Raw genomic sequence first — 18062 nt, 5'->3', positions numbered from 1 at the left:
AAAATATGAATACGACTGCGTTACGGTTAGCAAAACTTGCCGAAGCTCGGCAACATTGATAGTGTGATTACGTCAAAATCGCTTGGTACTTATACCGTCAGTATCCCTTGGTAATCACACTACTACATCTAATCTATTGTTTCGTTGAAACTAATTCAATAATTTCACCAGTAGACGTATCCACTCTTATTTCTGTATGTTGCCCTGAATGCTGAAGTTGATTTTGTAAATCGGCATTAATCAGTTTGAGCTTATCTATTTCTGCGTACATTTCACTCAACAACACTAATAACTTTGTATCTTTATTATCGATTTCCTTAGTGCCGATATTATTTTTTTGCTTTTCTTTAGCAAGCTTGCTTTTTAGTTCGGCTACCTTTGTTCTGAGTTGTTTTATTAAATTATCTTTATTTTTTTCTTCCCAAGTTAATTGAGCTTTTTCAATACTTTCTCGTAACTTTACCCATTTTTCTTCTTCTTTAGATAGATTCGCAATATTTCTTTTAGCTCTCGTTGCTACTGCATTTTTGGTTATCTTGCTGCCATCAGATTTCATCTCTTCAAAAGCACGTTTTATATCATCATATGCGCTACTCATGCTTGTTCTCCTTGGTTTGTATGCGCTTTGCCTTCATCTAATACATAGTCAGCTGCTGCTATATTATTTTTCCAGTGAATAGCAAATAGCTCGTAATCTTCTTGCTCTTCTGTGGTTGATGCTGCATATGCCTCTAGTTTCTGGGTCGCATCTTTTTTTATCACTTGCCAATTGACCTTGTGGCGTTTGGTAATGATTTTACTACCACAATACACACAGCCACTAGGGATTCCTGCTCCTTTTATCTTGCAAGCTTCTCCCGCAGTGCAGTACCCCGTAGGCAAGCCACGTATGTTTTTAATATTTTTGACGAGAAATTTTTTCAGTTCTTCAATTGAACTGAAATGGATCTGCTTAATCACAGTCGAATCTTTACTTTGACTATCAGTAATACCTATTATCAGATCTTTAGATGTTTTATTAATTTGCTCACCAGCACCACCTTTAAGTGATTGTGACTCGGCTTCATCTATTAACTCTTCTGCAACACGGTCAATTAAAATCTCATTAAACTCTTCAGTAGTTTTAATTAAAGTTGTTGAGGCCAAAAATGCTCTTCGAGTATAAACAAACGTCATTAGGCTGGTTAAATGTTTAAATTGATATCTAATATCATCAAGCTCACCTAATTTATTGGCAATGACAAAGTAGGCCAACGTATGTCGAAACATGTGAGCGGTTAATCTAAACGTATCGCCTTCTTCGTATGGGACACCTCTATTCTCTCCTCTAACTTCTTTGTAGTTAGATTCAAGGCGTTCAAGCTCTGCTATATCATCATCGTCTAGAGTTAAGTCAAAAAGCTCAATGTTTTCACTGTTTTTAACCTCAAATTTTGTGAATCGCCCAGCATCGCTAAAACTAACACTACAGCTACTATGTGAAACCCCGAAAAGACGGTTTCTTTCTAACCCTTCTTTCAAGTTGTGTGCTTGACTACTTGTTATATTGGCTCTGCATGAAGAAAGTACAGCTTTTGCCCTTTCTTGCATACCGAACACATATTTTTCGTAAATACCAACACACTCATGTACTTCAGCGTTTGAAAACCATTCCATCTCAACCTTACTGTTGTCGGTTTTGGTCATGATTGCCGTAATGTAATAAATATCATCTTTGTAATTGGCACAGCCAACCTTGCATGTAAGTACTTCGTTATATCTCATGCCTGTATAGGCCAAGATATTAATGTATGTGGCTAATTTTAAATCTTCTAATTCTTCGGATAATTGAATGAATTCCACTTCATCGGGTAAGTTTCTTACATGTTTTGCTATTAGCTCACCTGTACTAATTTTGGGCGGTGGTTCAACGGAGCCTTCATTTAAACTATCTATTAAGCGTGCATTTAATTCTAGCCATCGTTCTATCTTATCCTTAGAGTTTTCAACTATTTTTTCTGCAAACTTCAGAATTTTTTTCATTACTTTAGTAGGAATGACAGGGTGCGAATAAGTGACTGGTCTCGGATGGTGTAACTCGTTTAGTTGGTTAAGTACATCAATAAAAACACTACACACCTTAGGGCCAAAAAGACGAAAGCTGCGCTGCACGTCAAATAGTTTAGTAAATGAGTGTGATTGTCTGTAAATAGCTATTTTCCTGACTTCATATAAATAGTCTTTTATGAGATTCCTAATAACTAAGTCAGATTTGAACTCCAACTCATGAAATGAGTGATAACCTCTTTGTCTTAAGAAGGCTGCAAATAAATTTAGATACGTTACATCATTTTGAAGTGTAGAGATTTTTAGAGGTTTACCGCCTACAACATCACCATGTGTGAGTTTAATTAGTGAATAAATTCGAATTTGATATGCTAATTCATCAACACCTTTAAAATTCACATTTCTTTGCGTTTCTTCATAGCTTATCCAAGTGTCATCGCCAAAGTGAATAGTGCCATGTTTAGCAATATTCAATGCTCTGTTTTCCCACAAAGCAATCGAATTAAAAGCGCTAGTATCATCAACTTTAAAATCTTCTAACACCTGAACCAAAGGTTTTATAGTGATTTGACCTGTATGTGTTTTTACAACAGCGATATCAAGTAGTTTTGTTTTAGTTATCTCTTTGGTCATAGCAAACCTGTGTTTTTCCAATGAGGATGAATACCCTCTGTTCTCAATAGTTCTTTTCCATCAGTCACAGCTTGAGCATTAAGCTTGGCAATATCAGCTAATATTTCGTTAACCCTATTTTTCAACTGCTCTATGTTTTCCAGTTGCTCTGTTATAGAGTCAAATGTTGCGGCTGAGTTTTCCATATCAGCAACAACAAAATCCCGGTATGACAAAAGTTTCCAAACATGCAATGCGTCAGCAACACAGCGATAGAACGGACACCACAAGCATGCGTTAAAGTCGGCACATGCATGCTCGTTTGTATCTCGCTGGTCTAATAATTTCCTGTTTTGTGATTCGAATGCCACTACTGCGGATTTATCTTTTGAGTTAATGCATGTGCCATTCGGGACTTTTTTACCGTCTTCTGGTGGAGTCTGCAAAATGATTACTTTGTCGGTAACATCGCGAACAAAATAGTCTGCCATTGTTTTTGTCGCTCTGTTGATTGTCATTGCAACATCTTTGTTATCTTGCATTAAATAATGACGCAAGAACGTTTCATAAGAGTGCTTGCCAGCTTTTTGATACCACTTAAATTCTTTGGCAACTTTTCGGTAAATGTAGTTAAGCCCTGATTTTCTGATCTTTTGCGAATTAAATACGATATCACACCCAAGCTCAGTCAATATCCTATCTATAGTGGTCTTGAAACGTGATGCTGTTAATAATTGAATCTTTACTTCTCCAATACTATTTACTTTGGGAAAAACAAAAATTCTTTTTGATAGGTTCTCAATAGAAGGGCGGTAAATAGACGTAAGTTTAGTCGCAGCCTTAATATCAAATATTACTGGTTCGACAACGTCGCCGTATAAGACGCCTTCTTTTTCTAGATCTTCGGCTTGAATTTCAAATTTATGCCATTGTGTTTGATAATTAGCTCGGCGTTTAAATAAACGAAGAGCAGGAGTTTTACTTGAATGTAATGGCGTGTTAAAGAAAAATAAGTCGTCAGTATCAAGCTCTAGCGTAGGAGTTGAATTCCAACCAGTTTTCAATATGACTTTTGCTGCATAAAGTGTAACTTTGTCTTTAATTGTGAGTAAGGTCTCAGAAAGCCCTTTTTCTATGTAATATGCTAATTCTACTACTTCTCTATATGAGTAGAGCTTATCTTGATTCTGAGAGAGTTGCTCTTGATGTTGTGCAGTTAATTCGGTGTTGACCGGAAAGCTTTTAATAGTATCTAGACCATAAAACGATAGTAATTTGTCGATAGCGCTCTGATATTGATTACCAACAAAAACCGACAAGTCGCCTTGTTTTGATTTTAGTTGAATTGCCTCTCTTATAGCCTTTAGTATCTCACAGTTATTTTCAACAAAAGCATGAACCCCATGACTGGCAATAAGCTTCATTTGTTCATCTGTTAATGATGATGCATTTTCTTTCAATGCTCTAGCCATACTACCTATGTAACCTTTGAGAGTGACGATACCTATGCTCTCGCCATCAATTCGCTTTGTAAAAACTTTATGGTATTCGACTAGGTTTTGATAAAATTTATAGGCATTGTCATATACCCACTCATGCTTCTGCCATTCGGTAGTGTCACTTTCTTTAAGGTAATAGCCCAATGAGTAGGGTAATAAACTTTCCTTTGCGATTTTTTCACCCGTAACAAAGTGGTAAAGGTCCAATGCAGCGTTTAGTAGCAGTAAAAACTGCTGGTTATTTTGAGTTTCTTCTTGGTAATGCTTATAAAGGTATTTAAATCCCTGAAGGCCATTTTCTGCAAACCCTTGAATTCCACGCTCACTAAGCAGCTTAATTATTGGTGATGCTACGCTACCAGCACTATTCAACCACCTTGGAAATGATAAAGTTGAGGATCTAACTCTTGTTGTATTAGCTTCCGAAGCGCTTGCTATCTGATTTTTCAAAAAAGCATCAACTTCATTGCCAAATTTGGATGATATGCTTTGTGCATACCCTATTACTTCGGCTTCAGTTTTAAATTGATTGACTCTAGCTTTACCCCACACATCGGGTAGTATAAATTTTAAAAAAGTACGGAAGTTGTGATTGCATATAAATGATGAAACGAATTCCCTATCCTGTAATGTTGCCAATAATGGCAGTTTGACGCGTTCAGTATTCTTAAAAGTATCATGTAGACAAAGATTTATAATAGCTGTCGCAGTTTTGAGGATATTGTCCCTAATAGAAGAATCTTTGAGGCTTAATTCTGGAAGGACGAGATAGTCCAGATATTTATTTAGTAATTTACGAATCTCTTTTACTTGATGGAATTCAAGTTCGAATAATTTAGTTATGTCGATTGAAGTAGCCCCATTTACTAGCCTAAAAGGAGCGTTGATAGCGTTATCATAAAAATGAAACTTAGCTAAGTTTTCTAAGGCTTCTTCTATACGAGTAGCATAACTAGGTAGCTTGACATCATTTATTTCATTAATGCAAAAGTATTCCAGTTCTTGCCAAATTTCAAAGTCTGATAGAGCATTTAATCCCGAAGTTTGAATTGATGTCGCAGTATCTGTACTAACCTTATTAAGGGCTAGAGGAAGAGTGTGTTGTAAACTGACACAAGCATTCCGCAAGCGACTCATTGAAATAGCAGTGTCGTCATCTGCGCTAATATTGTTTTCTTTGTCATATGCCCTGTTAAATAAAACGTCTAACTGTTTGGCTAGAACAATTGAATGAGGTTTAAATCTAGCAGGAATACGATTGGACTTCCGCGTTTTAACTTGCTGCTGCATCTTCAGCCTCACGCATCAGTAATTCGTCAACATCACCGTAGATATCTTTCACCCACTCTGACATTGCTCCGTATGCATCCACTGCTACACTTTTGGCAAAGTCGATGTAACGTTTGGTTGTTTTAAAACTTTCGTGACTCATCAAGGTCATTAGTGTCTGTCTGATGGAACTCTCCGATTCACCTTTGTCAATTAGGTATTTAGCGACATAAGTAGCAAAGGTAGCGCGTAAGTCATGGAATGTGCGTAATAGTATTTCTAATCCCTGCTTCCTTTGTTCTTTTCTAACTATGGAAATAGTATTCCCCGGTGTATCTTCGCTTATCCGCGATCCTGAACTATTCATAAACAAAGGAAGCGGATGTTCACTATTGTCCATACCATGATTAGTCTCATGTTTGGTACGTCGCTTCATATTTTGAATTGTCAAAGTGTGATTGTACAAAAGCTTCATTAGAACTCGCGCTATTGTTAATCTCACTGGCTTATGTCCTTTTCGTACAATGTTCAATTTTGGAATACGTTTCTCGTTTTCTTTTTCATCAGGATCAAAAAGGTCTTTCTGGTCGATGGCTGAAATCTCAAAAGAACGAAGTCCACCTAGCAAAGCACATTGCAAATAAAGTTTATAAGTCTCTTTTTGAGCTGTATTCGTCTCCAGTAACTGTTTAAGTTCTTTTGGAGAATATGGTTGTAGACCTTTGTCTGGTGAGTCTTCTTTTTGTTTCAATGTATTTGGAATGCTCAAATTACTGACCCATTTCCATAAGCCCCCAGAACGATTGTTGCTGGTAGGTAATTGAAACAACGAACTGACACCTGATTTAGCTTTTGTTTTAATACGTACCTGTTTATATTCGAGCGAAAAAGGGAGGCTATCTATAGCCCCGCGTTTATGACTCCATATATAGAATGCTTTAACCGCTCTAATTCGTTCTTGAGCACTGTTAAAGCTTATGCGTTTAGACTTATCTTTGGTTTCGATTCTTTCACACAAATGCTCGTGATATCTCCACACAGGTAACCTAGAAATCTCATCATCTACAGACTGTTTCGAAAGTGGCGCGGCTATTACTTCAAAATAGGATGCACCATCTTTATCCAACCAATCTAAGAAAGCTTTTAAGTGCTTAGCTATACTGCGAACAGACTTAACATCTAATGGCTTTCCCGGTTGGCTGGCATGATAAGCGTCACTAAAAGCCTCATTGTCTATTTGATTCTTTTTGAGACTGAAATGACCTTCAAAGCGGTGCATTAAAAATAAGTTCATTTCTTGGCATTCTGTGAAGCGAGTCGGGTGATATAGCACTGGAAAATTAGGTTCTATTTTATCGTGCCTATATGAGTGAGTTCTGATGCCTTTTTCAGTCTTAATAGGTTGCCCTGATTTATCGAGGTGAAAAGACATTCCTTTTCCAAAGTTGACTGATGTTTTAATTATTTTAGTTTTTGTTGTATTTCGAAGTATCATTTTCGTTCACCTTTGATTCTTAGCTAGAGTATGTGTGTAAAAACTTTTTTGTTCAAGTTTATTAAGGGTATGATAGTATTATATCAATTCGGGGGTGATTTTGGATGAGAGTCAAAACTTAACGGCATCACAGCTTAAAACCATTATTACCCGCTGCGGTGAAGGCACGAAACTAATTTGCTCAGGTAACTTGGCGCAAATAGATAGCAACTACTTAACCCCCGTAACTTCAGGGCTTACCTATATTGTTGAACGCTTTAAAGATTTTGAAGGCAGCGCCACTGTTAACTTAAATGGTGTCGTACGCAGCCGTTTAGCCAGCTTCGCTGAAGAAAATTTATAACTTGCTAGTACTTCTATGCCTCGTTAACCTAACCGTTAACGAGGTAAGGTACTTATAACCAGTGAATTTTTTACCATTAAAGCATTATTATCGCTCTTTATCAGTGGCACTTATTGTGCCACTGCTGGTGGCGTTTTTTTTGTGTTTGCATCTTTATAATTTAAAGCTCGAACGTGCTATTGAAAGCAGGCAAAACGGTTTTAATAATATCTCTGCACAGCTTAGCCATGCAATGAATGCTGCCAATGGCTTAATAGATACTATGTTCAAGCTCTACGAGCAGCCACTTTCTTATGATTATGCGCCTAGCTTGGCGCGCAATGTTAATCAGTTTGACCATTATTATTACCAATTGGTAGGTGAGGGGATCGGAGAAGTTGTGGGGCAAGGTCGATTTGCTTCAACGCAATTTGCAGTTAATCAATGGCGACAAGTTATAGCCCTAGGCCCATCGTTCAATACCGCACTTTCTTTAATTCAATCACTTGAAGCAGTTGCCTATGTAAACCAGCAGGGTTTTGTTTTTATTAAACGACGTAATACAACGAAAAGTGAGTTGCTTACGAGTGTTTTAGATAACAAGTTTCGTCCATTGCAACTGAATGAAGAACGGCTTGCTTCAAGCTCTGTTTTGACCATAAACGGTCATGCCTATTTTGCGATTGGTAAACAAAGAGCTGCTGATAGTCAAGATTATATCGTTTTGATCTATGACCTAGAGGCTATTTCATTGTGGCTTAAGAAGATAGCACCTAGTGATGGTGAGTTTATCTTTATTAATCAAGACAACCAAGTGATTGCTAGCTCTAAAGAGATATTAAAGAGCGCCATTAATGCGACAGGATATTGGCCAGATATCGTTGAAAGTTCAGGCTCGCGCTATCAAAGTCATTTTGTACAAGATACTACCAACTTACCTATTCATACGCGTTTTCACGAATCACTTAGGGCATTGAGTAAGCCTATTGGCTATGACATTTTTTTAGAGTTTATGTTTTTAAGCGTCTTTTTAGTAATGATGTTTAGTGCCGTGTTTTGGTTAAGCCAACGTATTTTTGTAAAACCCATGACGCATTTGATGAATTATTTAGAGCAGCATGATGAGGGCAAGCAAGCGCTTGTAAGTTACAAAATTCCTGCTAACTGGCAGCCTTGGTTTAGTCGTGTTAAGCAGATCTTTCGACGCAATGAAGAGTTAGTACAGTCCTTACAAGAAGCCAATAAAACTTTAGATTCTCAAGTACAAGTAAAGTCGCAACAGCTTAGAAGAAGTATTGATGCTAAAGAGCGTCAATTAGCGTTATTAAACACCATGCTCAACAATGTTCCGGATATTATTTATTTTAAGAACATTGATGGCTCATTTTTGGGGTGTAATAAAGCATATGAACGCTACATAGGCTTGCCACAAGAAAAGTTAGTGGGTCAGCAATTATGTGATATCAGTGATGATAATGGCGAAATCAACGAGCTTGAAAAGAAAGTGCTCAAAGACAGACAGGTTTATCAAAAACGTTTATCAACACAAGATAAAATCTATGATTTGAGTATAGTGCCTTTTTATAACGAGCATCAGCAGTTTTTGGGGACTATGGCGATTGGTCGTGATATTACCAAACAGTATGAAGCGCTCAATGCGTTGCAAAGTTCAGAAGCTAAATTACGAAGTGCAATGGAGTATGCTGCCAATGGCGTGCTGTTAGTGTCACTTGATTATCAGGTTTTACAAGTAAATAAAGCGGCAAGGAAGATTTTTTCAATTGATTTAGGTAATAAGTCACCCAGTCACTATACATTGGAAGACCTATTTGCTGAGCAATCATTTAATACATTAAAAGAGACGTTACTAGATTTACTCAACGAGAAAAAGAATGTCTATCACTTTAGCCTGCCACAACAAGAGCAAAAGCGGTGGCTACAAATTAGTGTTTCATTAGTGTTTAATGGCGAGCAAACACCCGACTACTATGTTGTGCATGTGCAAGATGTTACAGCGCTTGTGCAAGCAAAAGACGATGCCGAGCGAGCAACACTGGCAAAAAGCCGATTTATTGCAAACTTAAGTCATGAAATTCGTACGCCGTTGAATGCAGTGTTAGGCTTAATTGATGTAATTGCTTTACAAGGCTTATCAGCTGAGCAGCGTACTCATGCAGAACAAGCTAAATCTGCGGCAAATAGTTTACTTACTTTACTTAATCGCATGCTTGACTTTGCTCGAGCAGAAAACTCGCAAATGCAATTAAGTAATGCGCCATTTAGTGTCTCTAATTTAATTGAGTATTGCCAAGGCTTGATCGCACCACTGTGCAGAAAAAAAGGCTTAACTTTTAATATTGAATGTGATGATGATATCAATGATAGCTTAATTGGCGACCAAATATGTTTGCAACAAGTGTTAGGAAATTTACTGACAAACGCCGCTAAGTTTACAGAGCAAGGTAGTGTCACCTTGTGTATGAAGCTCATTGAACAATCAACAGAGCAGCAACTTATTTGTTTTACCGTCAAAGATACTGGTATAGGGGTAAGCCAAGAAGATCAAAGTCGTTTATTCGATGCGTTTACACAGGGCGATGAATCTCTTACTCGTTCACATCAAGGTGTAGGGCTTGGTCTTGCCATTGTGAAGTATGAGGTTGCCTTGATGGGAGGGGAAATCAAGCTTGAGAGTGAAAAAGGAAAAGGAAGTGAGTTTTACTTTTGCTTACAGCTTGATAAAACCACAGAGCCGGCCAAAAAGTCTGTGGTGTCGTTACCCTCTAAAATGGATTTATCAGGCTTACTCGTACTTGCTGTAGACGATAACCCACTCAATTTAAACATAATTAAAAGTATTCTAGAGCAAGCTGATGTTAATGTTGTTTGTGCAGACAGTGGTGAAAAAGCGATAAAGCTTGCAAAGTCATTGCAACCTGATCTGATTTTTATGGATATTCAAATGCCAGAAATGGATGGTTGCCAAGCAACGCGCATTATTCGTCAGACATTTAGTAAACAACAAATACCAATCTATGCATTAACGGCACACAGTGAACCTGCTGACATAGAGCAATCAGTTGCAGCTGGTATGAATAAGCACCTAACCAAGCCAATTGTTGCGAGCAAATTATTTTTAGCCATGAATGAATTGGAACATAAAAAAGAATCCTTTTTCGATCAAGACTTTATTCTATCTCAATTTGGAAACAGCACTAAGTTAGTATTAACTATGTTGTCAAAGTTTGCGATTATGGCACAAGAGCAGTTATTACTCATATCTAAAGTAAACACTGCGCAAGAGCTGATACGTGTGGTGCATAATCTTAAAGGGTCAGCTGGAAACCTCGGTTTTAAACGTTTGTCAGCGTGCGCTCAGGAATGTGAAGTTAAGCTGAAGAAAACTGGTGAACTGCCCGAACAATTAAATGATGAATTGCAATGCCAATTACAGCAAGTGATTGCATTTATCATCGAACAAGGATCTACACATGTTGAAAAGAGCCAAGGTACTGATTGTTGATGATGATCCGTTAAATCGCTTGGTATTAGAGAAAACGTTGCAGCAAGACTACGATGTTTTTTGTGTTGAAAGTGGTGAAAAAGCACTGACGTTTTTGAAAACTCAAGCTGTCGACTTGTTGATTTTAGATATAGTGATGCCCGGCATTGATGGTTACGAGGTACTTGGCAAGTTAAAAGAAAATGCCACAACCAGCATGTTACCCGTTATCTTTATTTCCGCGAATAACAGCCATGATGATGAAGCAAAGGGCCTTGAATTAGGTGCAATGGACTACATCACTAAACCTTTTAGTGCTGCGATAGTTCGTGCAAGGGTGCGCAATCAGTTATTAATTAAGCAAAAAAATGACCTTCTTGAAATGCTTGCTTCGATTGATGGGTTGACGGAAATACCTAACAGGCGTTATTTAGATGAGAATTTAGCTCGTGAATGGCGTCGAAGTCGTCGAGACTGTACACCGTTATCTGTGCTGTTAATGGACGTTGATCACTTTAAACGCTACAACGATTGTTATGGACATAGAGCCGGGGATGATTGTTTGAAAAAAATTGCTCACGCGCTTGTGGGGGCATGTGAGCGCGGCAGTGACTTTGTAGCACGTTATGGTGGTGAAGAGTTTGCTGCGGTACTGCCAAACACTTCTGCAAAAGAAGCTATTGCATTTGCTAACAAACTACGCGATGCAGTGAATAAACTAAATATCCCTCATAAAGCGTCTTTAAATGCTGATCACATTACGATTAGTATTGGTATTGCTACCACTGAAACCGGGCAAGTATACGCAGAGCAAACTTTATTAGAAGAGGCTGATTTAGGTTTGTATCAAGCTAAAGATACTGGACGCGATAAAGTTGTTTCAAGGATGGTTGCGGTAAATGAATCAGAGTAGGCAAAGCCTACTCTTAACTTTAGCTTGCTAATTAGCCGTTACTTAGCGATTGATAAATTGTATCGCCCACGCCGATTAACTTATCATTTTTAAATACTAAAGGTGTGCACTCATCTTTTGTCATCTTGCCATCTGAATGAATGCTATGCGTAACATAAAATAGCACTTGATATACATCATCACCTTGTTTTAGCAGCTCGGTAAAGTTAGGTGTATGAAGTTTGTTTAATACTGTTTGATAACTGGTATCGAGTGCAAGGTTAGAAATAATTTCACGATTATTTTTATGTTGCTTCTCCCAGCTTGATGAAGAACTACCTGCCCAATGTGTATCGGCTTCGCCATCTGAAACTGCAATAACGCAACCTGTTAAAAATGGAGCAGATAGTGCAGCGATTAGAAGAGCTTTTTTCATTTTTTTTATCCCTAGAAATTCGAGTTTAAGTGATTGTTAGATAGCAATCAGCTTGCCAACTTTAAAAGTCTTTTTAAATCAATGTTTTGCCTGTTAGCTTACATGCGTGGTAGGCTAAATCAACACGTAGGTTAGTCTGTTTGACTAATTTGTTGTATTTTAGACTAATCTATTCCGTGGTTCGCCTTGGTTAAATGCTTGGATATTTAAAGCTATTTCGTTAACTAGGCGAGCGATTGATTCTTGGCTTGCCCATGCGATGTGTGGTGTGAGTAATAAGTTTGCGCCTTTGTATAGTGCCAGCGGGTTTGTTTGCTCTGCGGGTTCTTTACTAAGTACATCTACACCTGCGCCAGCAATGACATTATTAGCTAAAGCGTCAGCTAAATCGGCTTCATTGATAATCCCACCACGAGCGGTATTAATAATAATAGCTGACGATTTCATCATGCTTAATTCTGCCGCGGCTATTTGGTTGCGTGTTTCATCCGTTAGCGGACAATGAACACTAATAATATCGGCTTTGCTTAGGGCATCATTAAAACTAACACGACCTTCACGAGGCGTATGACCTTTTCGCTCACTAATAATGACATTGGCACCAAAGGCACGCGCTACATCAGCCACAGCTTTACCTAATGACCCATAACCAACAATTGCCAATGTTTTGCCGGCAATTTCATTAAAGCTGTAATCTAAGCGACAAAACATTGGGCTTTGTTGCCATAAACCTTGCTGGCAATCATTAATGTATCTATGAGTATTACCCAATAAGTTAGTGATTAAGGTGAAGGTATGCTGCACCACGCTCGGTGTTGAATAGCCCGCCACATTTGTCACTGCAATGTTATGCTCTTTTGCTGCCTCTAAATCGATATTATTAGTGCCTGTTGCTGCAACGCATATTAATTTCAAATTAGTTAACTGGCTCATAGCGAGCTGATCAATCACCACTTTATTACTGATAATTACATCAGCATCTTGGCAGCGCTCAACAACTTGCTCTTGGGAAGTTAGATCGTAACAAGTTAATTTACCTAGCTGTGCTAAGGCATCTAACGAAGTGTTGGCTAATGTTGCTGCATCAAGGACAGTAATATTCATGTGCTTTCCTTTTTTAATTTATTGCTTGACCTTGGGGTGTACTCCAAGGTTTATAGTGAGCATAATAAATAAACGCTTCACAATGGAGACGGTGATGAAAATAGGTGAGTTTTCCCGCCAGTTGGGTGTCTCAACAGATACCCTAAGGTACTACGAAAAGCATGGTTTGTTAACGCCAAGTTCGCGTTCAGACGTGGGATATCGTTTTTATTCTGAGGATGACTATAAGCAAATGGCGTTTATTCTCAGAGCAAAGAATGTTGGCTTTAGTTTGGCTGAGATCAAAGAGTTGCTGCAAATTAAGTTTCATAAAGATCAGCACTCTTGCCATGAAGTTAAAGAGATGACGTTACAAAAGCGCGATCTCGTTGCACAAAGAATTGCAGAGCTTACCCGCTTTTATGACTCACTTTCATTATTGGCTGATAAATGTTGTGGTGGTGAAGAACCCGCTGAAAACTGTTCAATACTAACGACGCTGGAGGATATCGATGGACTTACTCAGTAATTTTTGGCATCTGTTTTTACTCTCGGCGCCTTGGTTAATGCTGGGCTTATTCATAGCTGGTCTGTTAAATGTGTATTTGCCTGCTAACTTTCTTAACCGTCATTTAGGAAAAGAAGGGCTATGGACCACAGTTAAAGCGGCTTTTATTGGTGCTCCTATGCCATTGTGCTCATGTGGTGTGATCCCTGCTGCCATTGGTTTAAGAAGGGCGGGGGCGTCAAAAAGTGCCACCACCGCATTTTTAGTTTCAACCCCTGAAACGGGAGTCGATTCGGTCTCGGTATCTTATGTGTTACTAGGCCCATTTATGGCGGTGATACGTCCTATTGCGGCCGTGTGTAGTGCCATTGTGGCGGGTGTATTAGTGGGTAAAGACAGTGAGCTTCATCAACAGCAAGGCACAACAGCAAATAAAGAGAACACTAAAACAACCTCTTGTTGCAGCAGTAAACAGCCTGAGCCTATGACCACATCGAGTTGTTGCAGTAAAGAGGCGCCTGCTAAGCCCGCACAAAGTTGTTGCAGCAAGCAAACAACTAAAGAACTTGAGGCTGTTAAAACAACAAGTTGTTGTAGTAATAAAGGTTCACAAGCTACTCCAGAGCCGCAACAAAGTTGCGCAAGTGAACAAGCAGTACCTTCGCAGAAAAGCTGTTGTAGCAGTGAGCAGCCAACTAAAGCAGTTGAAAGCCGCTTTGGTAAACTGAAACGTGCGGTGAGTTTTAGTTGTAACAAGTTGCTTGAAGACACCATGATTTGGTTAATGATTGGTTTATTCTTTGCCGCTTTAGTACAAACCTATGTGCCAGAATCTTATTTAAGCCAATGGGGCAGTGGCATACTTGCGATGCTTGTGGTTATTTTAATTAGTATTCCTATGTATATTTGCGCAACAGCCTCAACACCGATAGCTGCTGGACTATTACTCAGTGGTGTATCGCCTGGTGCAGTATTAGTTTTTATGTTGGCAGGCCCTGCTACAAATATTGCAACCTTAGGTGTTGTGGGTAAAGAACTAGGTAAGCGTGCAGTGGTTGCTTACTTAATAGGTGTGATTGCTACAGCGTTGGCATTTGGCTTTTTAACTGATTATTTAGTGACGCAATATGGTTTTGTGGTGGCACCGATGATAGGCGAAGAGCATGAAGTTTTACCGCATTGGTTAAGCTTTATATCGGGCATTGTATTGGCTACTTTAATGCTTAGATTAGTGTTAAAAATGGTTCTGAAAAAGTCCTCGCAAACTGGTAAGAGCATTGCGTAATTACTTGTTATAAAAATATATTTTACTAACATTTGGCAAATAACTTGGTTAACTATCGCGTCTCGGTTCGCATTTAAAATTGCCTGAGTTATAATCCGCCAAATATTTAAACGGTGCGCTGTGCGTGCCGTTTTTTAACTTAAGTAGTTTTTAATGAGTGAAAGTGTGGATAAATACGCCGACATAAGACCTTACAATGATGATGAAGTCGCTGATTCAGTAGCACGTTTAATTGCTGATAATGCTTTTGTGGATGTAATTGCCAAATATAATCTACCGCGCTTTTTATCCTATTTTCCATTTATTACTCGCCCATTAGTGCGCAGCCAGCTGCGTAAAAAGTGGGGTAATACCTCATCGGTTGAGCAAGTACAGCATGAAGTGGCAGATTATTTAAATAAGTTAATCACCCGTACTACTTCTGAAGTGACATTTTCTGGCATAGATAAACTAGATCCTAAACAAGCCTATTTATTTATCTCGAATCACCGAGATATCGTGCTTGACCCTGCATTGGTGAATTGGGGGTTGTTTAAACACAATATGCCGACTGTTCGCATCGCAATTGGTGATAACTTACTGCAAATTCCTTATATCACTGAGTTAATGCGCTTAAACAAAAGCTTTATTGTGAAGCGCTCAGCGAAAGCACCTAAAGAGATGCTAAAAGCTTTGTCGCAGCTGTCTGCTTATATTTATGACTCCCTAGCTGAAGGTCACTCAATTTGGATAGCCCAAAAAGAAGGCCGAGCAAAAGATGGTTTTGACCAAACAGATCCTGCTCTACTTAAGATGTTGCAGTTACAAGGTCGTAAGCAGAAGAAAGAGTTTGCTGAATACGTGCGCGAACTAAAAATTGTGCCTGTGTCTATCTCTTATCAATATGAGCCGTGTGCGATAGCTAAAGCAAAAGAGCTTTATCATAAGCAGCAACATGGTCAGTATGTTAAACAACAAGGCGAAGATATTGCCAGCATTGTTGAAGGCTTTAGTACAGCTAAAGGACATGTGCATTTAGCCTTTGGTGAGCCAATTGAGTCAGGCTGTGAGTCACCTGAAGAGCTTGCAAAAACCATTGATCAGCAAATCGTTGATTCATTCTTTCTACACCCTGGTAACTATATTGCTGGTGGCTGTAAAGAAGCCGTTGTCGATAAAAAAGATGCAGAGGCATTTAATGCTCGCTTGGCAAAAGTACCCGATGAATTAAAGCCGCTAGTTCTTGCAATGTATGCGAAGCCTTTTCATCGTAAAGCAGAACTGACAAACAGTGAATTAGCCTAAATTTTTAGCGGCTAAAAATAGCGTTAGAAAGCCACTTTTATAAAGTGGCTTTTTTTATGGTTATTTTTCAGGCTATACTTTAGTTATGAACTCGTCACTGGCAAATATGATGCAACAAATTGAAATCTTTGAGATTCCAAGCCCTTGCAAAGGGATTTGTCAGGTTAACAATCGAGGGTATTGTAAAGGCTGTTATCGAAGCAGGGATGAACGCTTCTATTGGAATAAGTTTACTAATGCCGAAAAGCGTAAAGTAATTAGCTTGTGCCAACAGCGATATAAGCGTTACCTACAAAAAAAACAACAAGCAGAAAACCCACCGTCTTCTCCCTCGCAAGGTGGTTTTGATTTTTAAAATTCAGTTAAGTTATATTTGGATTTTAGAAAATGCACTTTACCCTCTTCCTGCAATTTCTGAAGGGCGCGAGTGAGCTTAGGAATTAGTGCCTCATGGCGTTTATGAACGAAATGGAAGCTCTGCATTGGCATTAAAACTTCTTTATGAAAAGCTGCTTGATTAAAATCTGGGTGCTTTGTTTTGAGCATAAAATCTAGCAATATAGTGCCTTCAACACGCTTTTGGGTTAGTAAATTTAATTGTGCGGTAATATTTCGTACTTTAATAACATCTCCGCCGAATGGGTGTTTATCGATGTAACTTTGGGCAGCAGGATAACTTGATTGAATTGCTAATGATTTTAATTCTTTATAGCGACAGTGTTGGCAATTTTTTAATAGCACAAGATTAAAATCAAAAAGCGGGAAATCAACTTTTAGTAGGTTTGGGTAGTCATCTTTTACATCTGCAATACGACCTAGTTGACCATCTAAAATACCATTATTGGCTGCTATCAGGGCACTTTGGTGGTTAAAATCAATGATATGTACTTCATAACCTATTTCTTTGTAGGCCATTTTCAGTAAATCAATAACATAACGTGCTTGTGGGGTATCTGCTGGTCGATTGAAAATTAATAGGTTCGAGCTAGCACTAGCAGGAAGGCAAAAAAGCAATAAGACTAGCGCAAATCTGAGAAGCAGATATTTTGACAATGTGCATTCCTTGCGTGTTTAAAAAACCGCCGTTAATTTACTGGTATGAGCTACCAAAATCAAGGTTAATCGTATGGCATTAGGCTAAACAGACCAATAAAAAATGCTATACTGGTCACTATTATTTTTTAGTTGTTGTGAATATATGAGTTTTAATTTATGTAAGTTGCCACGAGAGCAAAAGTATCAAATACAACTGGACTATGAAGCCTCTTTTTGGGCTTACCAAATAAAGCGAGGTAAAAATACGCGGGAGGGGGTATATACAACAATTAACAGTCGCCCAATGTCAGAACAAGCATTTTTGAAGCAGCAGTTTGAGCATTATCTTGCACTTATGAGCTGATATGACTGCGCTAAAGTTTTGTCTTCTTGAACCAATAAAAACACCGTTAGTTAATAAGTTTTATGATAAACATGGTGCTCGAGGGCGAGCCTGCAAAGCAGACCAAGTATGGGTTTGCTATTCTGGTCTTGAGATTATTGCAGCATGTCGAATACAAAATCAATCGGGGTCTTTGTTTTTATCAACACTTTATGTTGATGATGCATGGCGAGGTCAAAAGATTGCTTCTCAATTACTTACGACGTTAATTACAGCACAAAACGCGCCTATATTTACTTTTGCATACCAAAATCTGATTGATTTTTATGTACAAAATGGGTTTAACTGTACGTTAACATTACCCAATTCTTTGCAATCGTTGTTTGAGTTATATGCGCATCGAAATATAGTTGCGATGCACTGTACACGACACACAGTGCCAAGTTAGCAA

15 protein-coding genes and 1 pseudogene are annotated in these 18062 nt (G+C 38.5%); 9 read left to right on the top strand and 7 right to left on the bottom strand.

Translation table 11 applies throughout. The annotated features are described in order from the left end of the window. Nucleotides 1-133 precede the first annotated feature (133 nt). The 4 genes from L1264_RS12290 to L1264_RS12275 are packed head-to-tail and all read right to left on the bottom strand — an operon-like array spanning nt 134 to nt 6921. The gene (locus L1264_RS12290; RefSeq protein WP_008113385.1) at nt 134-598 is read right to left on the bottom strand and encodes a hypothetical protein; all 465 of its coding nucleotides are present in this window, start codon (nt 596-598) and stop codon (nt 134-136) included. Continuing rightward, complete coding sequence (locus L1264_RS12285; RefSeq protein ID WP_008113384.1) at nt 595-2679, bottom strand: hypothetical protein; 2085 nt, start codon at nt 2677-2679, stop codon at nt 595-597. Before L1264_RS12285 ends, L1264_RS12290 begins: the two co-directional genes overlap by 4 nt. After that, nucleotides 2676-5447 carry a hypothetical protein gene (locus tag L1264_RS12280; RefSeq protein ID WP_135923588.1) on the bottom strand — a complete coding sequence of 924 codons (2772 nt, stop codon included), beginning with the start codon at nt 5445-5447 and terminating at the stop codon, nt 2676-2678. Before L1264_RS12280 ends, L1264_RS12285 begins: the two co-directional genes overlap by 4 nt. Beyond that, a complete protein-coding gene (locus L1264_RS12275) occupies nt 5431-6921 on the bottom strand; it encodes a tyrosine-type recombinase/integrase (RefSeq protein WP_075594024.1) in 1491 nt (496 codons plus the stop codon). Before L1264_RS12275 ends, L1264_RS12280 begins: the two co-directional genes overlap by 17 nt. A gap of 85 nt (nt 6922-7006) precedes the next feature. Here L1264_RS12275 and L1264_RS12270 point away from each other — a divergent pair. The 3 genes and pseudogenes from L1264_RS12270 to L1264_RS12260 all read left to right on the top strand — a co-directional run. Beyond that, nucleotides 7007-7264: pseudogene (locus L1264_RS12270) on the top strand (PhoH family protein); the annotation flags it as partial. Between the two features lie 61 nt (nt 7265-7325). Beyond that, nucleotides 7326-10766: a response regulator gene (locus tag L1264_RS12265; RefSeq protein WP_199526078.1), complete on the top strand. Its 3441-nt coding sequence runs from the start codon at nt 7326-7328 to the stop codon at nt 10764-10766. Continuing rightward, a complete protein-coding gene (locus tag L1264_RS12260) occupies nt 10735-11658 on the top strand; it encodes a GGDEF domain-containing response regulator (protein ID WP_135923590.1) in 924 nt (307 codons plus the stop codon). Before L1264_RS12265 ends, L1264_RS12260 begins: the two co-directional genes overlap by 32 nt. Nucleotides 11659-11689: 31 nt before the next feature. Here L1264_RS12260 and L1264_RS12255 read toward each other — a convergent pair whose 3' ends face one another. Together L1264_RS12255 and L1264_RS12250 are read right to left on the bottom strand one after the other, a co-directional pair. Further along, entirely contained in the window at nt 11690-12073 is a 384-nt protein-coding gene (locus L1264_RS12255) for a DUF3192 domain-containing protein (RefSeq protein ID WP_135923591.1), read from the bottom strand. 159 nt (nt 12074-12232) lie between these two features. After that, on the bottom strand, nt 12233-13177 hold the full coding sequence (locus tag L1264_RS12250) for a D-2-hydroxyacid dehydrogenase (protein WP_199526079.1): 945 nt from the start codon (nt 13175-13177) through the stop codon (nt 12233-12235). A 94-nt stretch (nt 13178-13271) separates the two neighbouring features. Between L1264_RS12250 and zntR the strand changes: the two genes are divergently transcribed. From zntR to L1264_RS12230, 4 genes are all read left to right on the top strand, one after another. Continuing rightward, a complete protein-coding gene (zntR, locus tag L1264_RS12245) occupies nt 13272-13685 on the top strand; it encodes a Zn(2+)-responsive transcriptional regulator (protein WP_135926239.1) in 414 nt (137 codons plus the stop codon). Beyond that, nucleotides 13669-14949: an SO_0444 family Cu/Zn efflux transporter gene (locus tag L1264_RS12240; protein ID WP_199526080.1), complete on the top strand. Its 1281-nt coding sequence runs from the start codon at nt 13669-13671 to the stop codon at nt 14947-14949. The genes zntR and L1264_RS12240 overlap by 17 nt, the downstream gene beginning before the upstream one ends. Before the next feature lie 153 nt (nt 14950-15102). Then, nucleotides 15103-16233 (top strand): 1-acyl-sn-glycerol-3-phosphate acyltransferase, encoded by a 1131-nt coding sequence (locus L1264_RS12235; RefSeq protein WP_135923594.1) that lies wholly within the window; start codon nt 15103-15105, stop codon nt 16231-16233. 109 nt (nt 16234-16342) lie between these two features. Further along, nucleotides 16343-16588: a DUF1289 domain-containing protein gene (locus tag L1264_RS12230; protein ID WP_135926240.1), complete on the top strand. Its 246-nt coding sequence runs from the start codon at nt 16343-16345 to the stop codon at nt 16586-16588. On the opposite strand, the gene L1264_RS12225 is transcribed toward L1264_RS12230, so the two are convergent. Beyond that, nucleotides 16585-17286, bottom strand: a complete 702-nt coding sequence (locus L1264_RS12225) for a transporter substrate-binding domain-containing protein (RefSeq protein WP_235381770.1) — start codon at nt 17284-17286, stop codon at nt 16585-16587. The genes L1264_RS12230 and L1264_RS12225 overlap by 4 nt on opposite strands. A gap of 145 nt (nt 17287-17431) precedes the next feature. Between L1264_RS12225 and L1264_RS12220 the strand changes: the two genes are divergently transcribed. Both L1264_RS12220 and L1264_RS12215 read left to right on the top strand, forming a co-directional pair. Beyond that, nucleotides 17432-17632 carry a DUF3283 family protein gene (locus tag L1264_RS12220; RefSeq protein ID WP_135923595.1) on the top strand — a complete coding sequence of 67 codons (201 nt, stop codon included), beginning with the start codon at nt 17432-17434 and terminating at the stop codon, nt 17630-17632. A 1-nt stretch (nt 17633) separates the two neighbouring features. Further along, entirely contained in the window at nt 17634-18059 is a 426-nt protein-coding gene (locus L1264_RS12215) for a GNAT family N-acetyltransferase (protein ID WP_135923596.1), read from the top strand. Nucleotides 18060-18062 lie beyond the last annotated feature (3 nt).

The sequence above is a fragment of the Pseudoalteromonas sp. APAL1 genome, assembly GCF_021532475.1.
Lineage (GTDB): Bacteria > Pseudomonadota > Gammaproteobacteria > Enterobacterales > Alteromonadaceae > Pseudoalteromonas > Pseudoalteromonas lipolytica_C.
The sequence above is the reverse complement of the archived record's forward strand: the minus strand, read 5'-3'. Positions and strand labels throughout refer to the sequence as shown.